This window comes from Streptomyces sp. NPDC058664 (genome assembly GCF_042716635.1).
Taxonomy (GTDB): Bacteria; Actinomycetota; Actinomycetes; order Streptomycetales; family Streptomycetaceae; genus Streptomyces.
In genome coordinates, this window is sequence record NZ_JBHXRW010000011.1 from 169,572 (window position 1) to 175,798 (window position 6,227).

At 73.5% G+C, this 6,227-nt stretch carries 5 protein-coding genes and 1 pseudogene; 4 read left to right on the top strand and 2 right to left on the bottom strand.

The annotated features are described in order from the left end of the window. Nucleotides 1-87 precede the first annotated feature (87 nt). Genes ACFWUY_RS12250 through ACFWUY_RS12260 form a run of 3 tightly spaced genes read left to right on the top strand, consistent with a single transcriptional unit; the run spans nt 88 to nt 2,293 of the window. On the top strand, nt 88-774 hold the full coding sequence (locus ACFWUY_RS12250; RefSeq protein ID WP_384106063.1) for an SDR family oxidoreductase: 687 nt from the start codon (nt 88-90) through the stop codon (nt 772-774). 10 nt (nt 775-784) lie between these two features. Continuing rightward, nucleotides 785-1,789, top strand: coding sequence for an NADP-dependent oxidoreductase (locus ACFWUY_RS12255; protein WP_384106066.1), 1,005 nt, complete (start codon nt 785-787; stop codon nt 1,787-1,789). Nucleotides 1,790-1,837: 48 nt separating this feature from the next. Next, the gene (locus ACFWUY_RS12260; protein WP_384106069.1) at nt 1,838-2,293 is read left to right on the top strand and encodes a glutaredoxin domain-containing protein; all 456 of its coding nucleotides are present in this window, start codon (nt 1,838-1,840) and stop codon (nt 2,291-2,293) included. Here the strand turns inward: ACFWUY_RS12260 and ACFWUY_RS12265 are convergent. Both ACFWUY_RS12265 and ACFWUY_RS12270 read right to left on the bottom strand, forming a co-directional pair. Beyond that, nucleotides 2,290-3,900 carry an amidohydrolase family protein gene (locus tag ACFWUY_RS12265; RefSeq protein WP_384106074.1) on the bottom strand — a complete coding sequence of 537 codons (1,611 nt, stop codon included), beginning with the start codon at nt 3,898-3,900 and terminating at the stop codon, nt 2,290-2,292. The genes ACFWUY_RS12260 and ACFWUY_RS12265 overlap by 4 nt on opposite strands. Nucleotides 3,901-3,911: 11 nt before the next feature. Continuing rightward, a complete protein-coding gene (locus tag ACFWUY_RS12270; RefSeq protein WP_384106081.1) occupies nt 3,912-5,198 on the bottom strand; it encodes an alanine racemase in 1,287 nt (428 codons plus the stop codon). Between the two features lie 236 nt (nt 5,199-5,434). On the opposite strand from ACFWUY_RS12270, the pseudogene ACFWUY_RS12275 reads away from it, so the two are divergent. Continuing rightward, nucleotides 5,435-6,142: pseudogene (locus ACFWUY_RS12275) on the top strand (sugar kinase); the annotation flags it as partial. Nucleotides 6,143-6,227 lie beyond the last annotated feature (85 nt).

Genomic DNA, 6,227 nt, shown 5'->3' on the forward strand with positions numbered 1-6,227 from the left:
TGCAATCTATTCTAGTCCATGGTTTAGATTGTAATTGTAATCTAATTGTGCGGGAGTCGCTGGGCGCCCGCGACGCAGGGAGTGGACATGGAACTGAAGGACGCGGTCGCGGTGGTCACCGGCGCCAACCGGGGGCTCGGCCGGCATCTGGCCGCCCAGCTCGTGGAGCGCGGGGCGAAGGTGTACGCGGCGGCCCGCCGCCCCGAGACGGTCGACCTGCCCGGCGTCACCCCGCTCCGCCTGGACCTGACGGACGAGGAGTCGATCCGCGCCGCGGCCCGCACCGCGTCCGACGCGACGCTCCTCGTGAACAACGCCGGCATCTCCACCGGCACGCCGCTGATCGCGGGAGACCTGGACGCGGTGCGCGGCGAGATGGAGACGAACTTCTTCGGTCCGCTCGCCGTGACACGGGCCTTCACCCCCGTCATCGAGGGCAACGGCGGCGGCGCCGTGCTCAACGTCCTGTCCGTCCTGTCCTGGCTGCACCCGGCCGGCCTCGGGTCCTACGCCGCGGCCAAGGCCGCCGCGTGGGCGCTGACCGACGCGGCCCGGGAGGAACTGGCGCCCCGCGGAATGACCGTCTCCGCGCTGCACGTCGCCTACATGGACACCGACATGGCCGCGGCCGTACCCGCCGATCAGAAGACCGACCCCGCCGACGTCGCCGCACAGGCCCTGGACGGCATCGAGACGGGCCTGCCCGAGATCCTCGCCGACGAGATCACCCGGTACGTCAGGCAGAGCCTGGCCGCCGCGCCGCACGCGGCCTGAGGAGACGACGATGAAGACCTTCATGATCGAGAGGTACGGCGACAAGGCCGGCGTGCGCGCCGCCGAGATGCCCGACCCGCGGGCGGGCGCCGACGACGTCCTGGTCCGGATCCACGCGGCGAGCGTCAACCCGCTGGACCTCAAGATCCGCGACGGGGACCTCAAGGCGATCCTGCCGTACCGCCTCCCGCTCGTCCTCGGCAACGACCTCGCCGGGACGGTGGTCCGGGTGGGACCGGCCGTCACCCGGTTCGCGGTGGGCGACGAGGTCTACGCCCGGCCCGACAAGGACCGCATCGGCACCTTCGCCGAACTCATCGCCGTCCACCAGGACGACGCGGCGATCAAACCGGCCACGCTCACCATGACCGAGGCGGCCTCCCTCCCGCTGGTCGCCCTGACCGCGTGGCAGGCGCTGGTCGAGCGGGCACAGGTGCGGCCGGGCCAGAAGGTCCTGATCCACGCGGGCGCCGGCGGCCTCGGCACCGTCGCCGTCCAGCTGGCGAAGGAACTGGGCGCGCACGTGGCCGCCACCGCGAGCACCGCCAAGCTCGACCTGGTGAAGGAGCTCGGCGCCGACGTGGTCGTCGACTACCGGCGGCAGGACTTCGAGACCGTCCTCGACGGCTACGACGTCGTCCTGGACAGCCTCGGCGGCGAGACGCTCCAGAGGTCCCTGCGGGTGCTCAGGCCCGGCGGGAAGCTCATCAGCGTCGCGGGCCCTCCCGACGCGGCCTTCGCCCGCGAACTGGGCGCGAACCCGGTCCTCCGCCTGGCGATGAGCGCACTGAGCTACAGGACCCGGCGCCGCGCCGAGCGTTACGGCGTGACGTACTCGTTCCTGTTCATGAAGGCCAGCGGCGCCCAGCTGCGCGGACTCACACCGCTCATCGACGCGGGGAGGATCCGTCCCGTCGTCGACCGGGTCTTCCCCTTCGCGGAGACCCGGGAGGCCATGGAGTACGTCGAGAAGGGCCGCGCGAAGGCCGGCAAGGTCGTCGTCACGATGGGGTGAGGGCCCCCGCGGCCGGAAGGGCGCCCGGTCCCGGTAACCTCCGGCACCATGACGCGTGCCTGGATCCTGCCGGTGCTGTCGCTGCTCTGCGGTTCGCTCCTCGCGGCCGGGCGGGCCGCCGGAGGGAGTCCCGGCACGGCCGTGATCCTGCTGTCGTTGTTCGCGCTGCTCGCCGCCGTCACCTCACCGCTTGTCTTCCCGGGGTCGACCGGGGCGGCGGAGGCCCGGCGCCGCGCCGCCGCCGACGGCCGCCCGGTCGTCTACTGGCGGCCGGGCTGCGTGTTCTGCCTGCGCCTCCGTCTGCGTCTCGGCGTCCGGGCCCGCCGGGCGCACTGGGTCGACATCTGGCGCGACCCGGAGGCGGCGGCGGTGGTGCGGGCGGCCACGGGCGGCGACGAGACCGTGCCCACCGTCGTCGTGGACGGCCGCGCCCACGTCAACCCGGACCCCGCCTGGGTGCGGAAGCAGCTCCAGCTGGAACGGATCCAGCGGGAACGGCTCTAGCGGGAACGGCTCTGTACCGGCGTCCGGCGGATCGCCCGGCCCGCGAGGACGTCCGTCCGCCGGCCGTCCTCGATCACGAACCTGCCGTCGACCAGGACGTGCGGGATGCCCACCGGCGGGGTGCGCGGCGCGGCGTACGTCGAGCCCGCCGCCACCGTCGCCGGGTCGAAGAGGACCAGGTCCGCCACGAAGCCCTCCCGGATCCTGCCCCGGTCCGGGAGGCGCAGGCGGGCCGCCGGGCGGGACGTGAGGTGGGCGACGCACTCCTCCAGGGAGAGGACGCCGAGCTCGCGCACGTACCGGCCGAGGTACCGGGGAAACGTCCCGTACGCGCGCGGGTGCGGCTTCAGACCCTGGAGGATGCCGTCCGAGCCGCCCGTGTGGACCCGGTGCCGCATGATCGTCCGCACGTTCTCCTCGTGGCCCACGTGCTGGAGGATCGTCGTGCCCAGCCGGTCGTCCAGGAGCAGCCGCCGGGCCGTCGGCCAGCCGTCCACACGACCGCCCACGAACCCCGCGAGCGCCGGATCCGACACCCCCGAGACCTCGACCGTGTTCCACTCGACCGGCACCCCGTGGCAGCCGTCCGAGCCGACGGCCTCGAGGTGGTGGCGGACGCGCTCGGCCGTCGCGTCGTCCCGCAGCCGCGCGAGGACCGCCTCCGGGCCGCCCTCGCTCGCCCAGCCCGGCAGCAGGGCGACCAGGGTCGTACAGCCGGGCGTGTACGGGTACGTGTCGAGGCTGATGTCCGCGCCCGCGTCCAGGGCCTCGTCGAGGAGGGCGAGGAGCTCCGGGGCCCTGCCCTCGTTCACGCCGAAGTTCATGGTGGCGTGGGCGAGGTGGAGGGCGCAGCCCGCGTCACGGGTGAGCCGCACCATCTCCTCGTACGCCTCGAGGGCCCCCGCCCCGTACGAACGGTGGTGCGGGCAGTAGTAGCCGCCGTACTCCGCCACCACCCGGCACAGCTCGGTCAGCTCGGCGTCCGGCGCGTACATCCCCGGGGTGTACGTCAGGCCGGAGGACATGCCGACGGCGCCCTGCTCCAGGCCCTCGGCGACGAGCCGCCGCATCCGGTCCAGCTCGGCCCCGGTCGCGGGACGGTCCTCCCAGCCGACGGCCTGCATCCTTACCGTGCCCTGGGGGACGAGGTAGGCGGCGTTCACGGCGATGCCCCGGCCGCCGTGGGCGCCGTCGAGGCGGTCCAGGTACTGGCCGACCGTCCGCCAGTCGAGGTCGACGTCGTCGCCGTACCCGTTCCAGCCGGTGATCGCCGTGCGCACCTGCGCCAGCGTGCGGTCGTCGACCGGCGCGTACGAGAGCCCGTCCTGGCCCAGGACCTCGAGGGTCACGCCCTGCGCGGCCTTCGCGCTGTGGTCCGGGTCGCGGAGCAGCGCGAGGTCGCTGTGGGCGTGCATGTCGATGAAACCGGGGGAGAGCGCGAGGCCCTCGGCGTCCACCACGCGCCGGGCGGTGGGGCGCTGGCAGCCGGCCGCCGCGCCCTCCTGGACGATCGCGGCGATCCGGCCGCCCTCGATCGCCACGTCGGCACGGTAGGACGGACCGCCGGTGCCGTCGACGACCTCCGCGTCACGGAAGACGAGGTCCATGCCGACTCCTTCTAGAAGAACGTGCGGATGTGGTCGACCACCGTGCCGTCCGCCTCGACCAGCGGGATCAGCTGCCACTTGTCGAAGGACGTGCACGGGTGCGACAGGCCCATGCCGAGCCAGTCGCCGACCTCCAGGTCGGCGCCCTCCTCCGTCCGTACCCAGGCGTGCTGGTCGGAGAGGCCGGTGACGGTCATGCCGTCGGCGGGACGGATCTCGCCGGTGCGGGCGTCGCGGACCACCTGCGCCTCGGGGAGGTGCAGGTCGTGGGCGGCGTCCCGCTTGCCCGCGTTGGTGAAGGCCTGCTCGGGGGTGGGCCGGGAGACGACCTGCGACCAGAGCCGGAACGCGGGCTGGAGCGCGCCCTCCTCGGGCACCCGGTTGAAGGGGGTCAGATTGCGGTACTGGCCGTCGTCGTGGGAGACGTACGCGCCGGAGCGCAGCAGCCTGAGGACCGGGAGGGAGAGCTCGGGCAGCTCGGCGAAGACCTCGGCGACCGTGTCGAACCAGGCGCTGCCGCCCGCGCTCACGACGATCTCGCCGATGCCGGTGTCGAAGCGGCCCTCCTCGTCGAAGGAGGCGGCGAGCCCGGTCAGCCGGAGCAGCCAGGCGCGGACCCGCTCGGTGTCCGGCTTCGGCACCTCGCCCTCGTACCCGGCGACACCGACCAGCCGCAGGGTCGTGACGGCGGCGACCGCGTCGGCGACGGCGGCGCAGTCGGCCTCCGTACGGGCTCCGGTACGGGCCCCCTCGCCGGCGCCCAGCTCGACGACGACGTCCACGGGGCGCCGGGCGCCCGCCGCGCGCAGCGCCTCGTCCATCAGCTCGACGCCCCGCACGGAGTCGACGTAGCAGACGAGCCGGAAGTCCGGGTCGGCGTCGAGCTCGGCGGCGAGCCAGCGCAGGGCGGCGGCGTCGACGACCTCGTTGGCGAGGAAGATCCGGGCGATGCCGTGCGCGCGGTAGACCCGGACCTGGTGGGGCACGGCGGCGGTGATGCCCCACGCGCCGTGCGCCAGCTGGCGGTCGAAGAGCTGCGGGGCCATGGAGGTCTTGCCGTGCGGGGCGAAGGCGAGGCCGTGGCGCTCGGCGTAGGTCTTCAGGAGGCGCAGGTTGTGCTCGACGGACTCGGCGGAGAGGGCGAGCACCGGGGTGGTGAAGCCGCCGGTGAAGAGGTTGCGCCGCTGGGCGGAGAGTTCGCCGACGGTCAGGCCCTCGGCGTCCGGGGGCAGGGCCTTGAAGCGGTGGTCGACGCGCTCGTTCGCCAGGTCGGGCTTCTCGTTCGCCGGGTCGGGCATGAGGCCTCCTCATCAGTGCGTTGCGTTATATGCAACGCGCATTGCGCATATTGCTCATGGCTGTCTAACATCCGGGCCGAGGCCGGGTCAATGGACCCGGACGAGTCACGCCGGGCCGACGGGGCCCGTACGAGCCACGCCGGGTCGACAGGCCCGTACGAGCCACAGGGAGCACGAGAGTGAGCGCACACGCGCCCGTGGACGCGCACCCCGACGTCCTCTGCCTCGGCGAGTCCATGGTCACCTTCCTTCCGACCCGTCCGGGCCGCCTCGCCGACGTCCCCGCCTTCACCCGGGCGATCGGCGGCGCCGAGTCCAACGTCGCCTGCGCCCTCGCCGCCGCAGGACACCGGGCGAAATGGGTCGGCCGCGTCGGCCGGGACGGCTTCGGCGACCACCTGGTGGAGACGATCGGCGCGTACAGCGTCGACGTCAGCGCCGTCGGCCGCGACCCGCACCGGCCGACCGGCGTCTACTTCCGTACCGACGCGGACCGGGCCACCGACGCCCACGAGGTCGCCTACTACCGGGCGGGATCGGCCGCCTCGGCCATGTCGCCGGCCACCGTGCCGTACGACTCCGTCGCCGGCGCCCGGGTCCTCCACCTCTCCGGCATCACCGCCGCCCTCTCCGCCGACTGCCTCGCCCTGATGCGGGAGCTCACCGCGCCCCGGGCCGGGCGCCCGCTCGTCTCCTTCGATGTGAACCACCGGCCCGGCCTGTGGCGGCGGCGGCCCGAGGCCGCCGGTGACGTGCTGCTCGAACTCGCCCGCAGGGCGGACCTCGTGTTCGTCGGGGCGGACGAGGCGGAGGTGTTGTGGGGGGTCGCCGATCCGGCCGCCGTCCGGGCCGTGCTGCCGGAGCCGGAGGTTCTGGTGGTGAAGCGGGGCGGGGAGGGGGCGGTGGTGTTCGAGCGCTGCGCGGCTTCTTTCCCCACCCCGCCCCGTACCAGCAGCTTAAAAACATCTCCGAGCCCCCGAAACTCGATTAGATCGAGAAATACCAGATGGGCAGGCTAAATGGTCGGGG

What these genes read in the sequence shown, in the direction of transcription:
- ACFWUY_RS12250 (WP_384106063.1), top strand. Translation starts at nt 88, where the DNA reads ATGGAACTGAAGGACGCGGTCGCGGTGGTCACCGGCGCCAACCGGGGG.
- ACFWUY_RS12255 (WP_384106066.1), top strand. Translation starts at nt 785, where the DNA reads ATGAAGACCTTCATGATCGAGAGGTACGGCGACAAGGCCGGCGTGCGC.
- ACFWUY_RS12260 (WP_384106069.1), top strand. Translation starts at nt 1,838, where the DNA reads ATGACGCGTGCCTGGATCCTGCCGGTGCTGTCGCTGCTCTGCGGTTCG.
- ACFWUY_RS12265 (WP_384106074.1), bottom strand. Translation starts at nt 3,900, where the DNA reads ATGGACCTCGTCTTCCGTGACGCGGAGGTCGTCGACGGCACCGGCGGT.
- ACFWUY_RS12270 (WP_384106081.1), bottom strand. Translation starts at nt 5,198, where the DNA reads ATGCCCGACCCGGCGAACGAGAAGCCCGACCTGGCGAACGAGCGCGTC.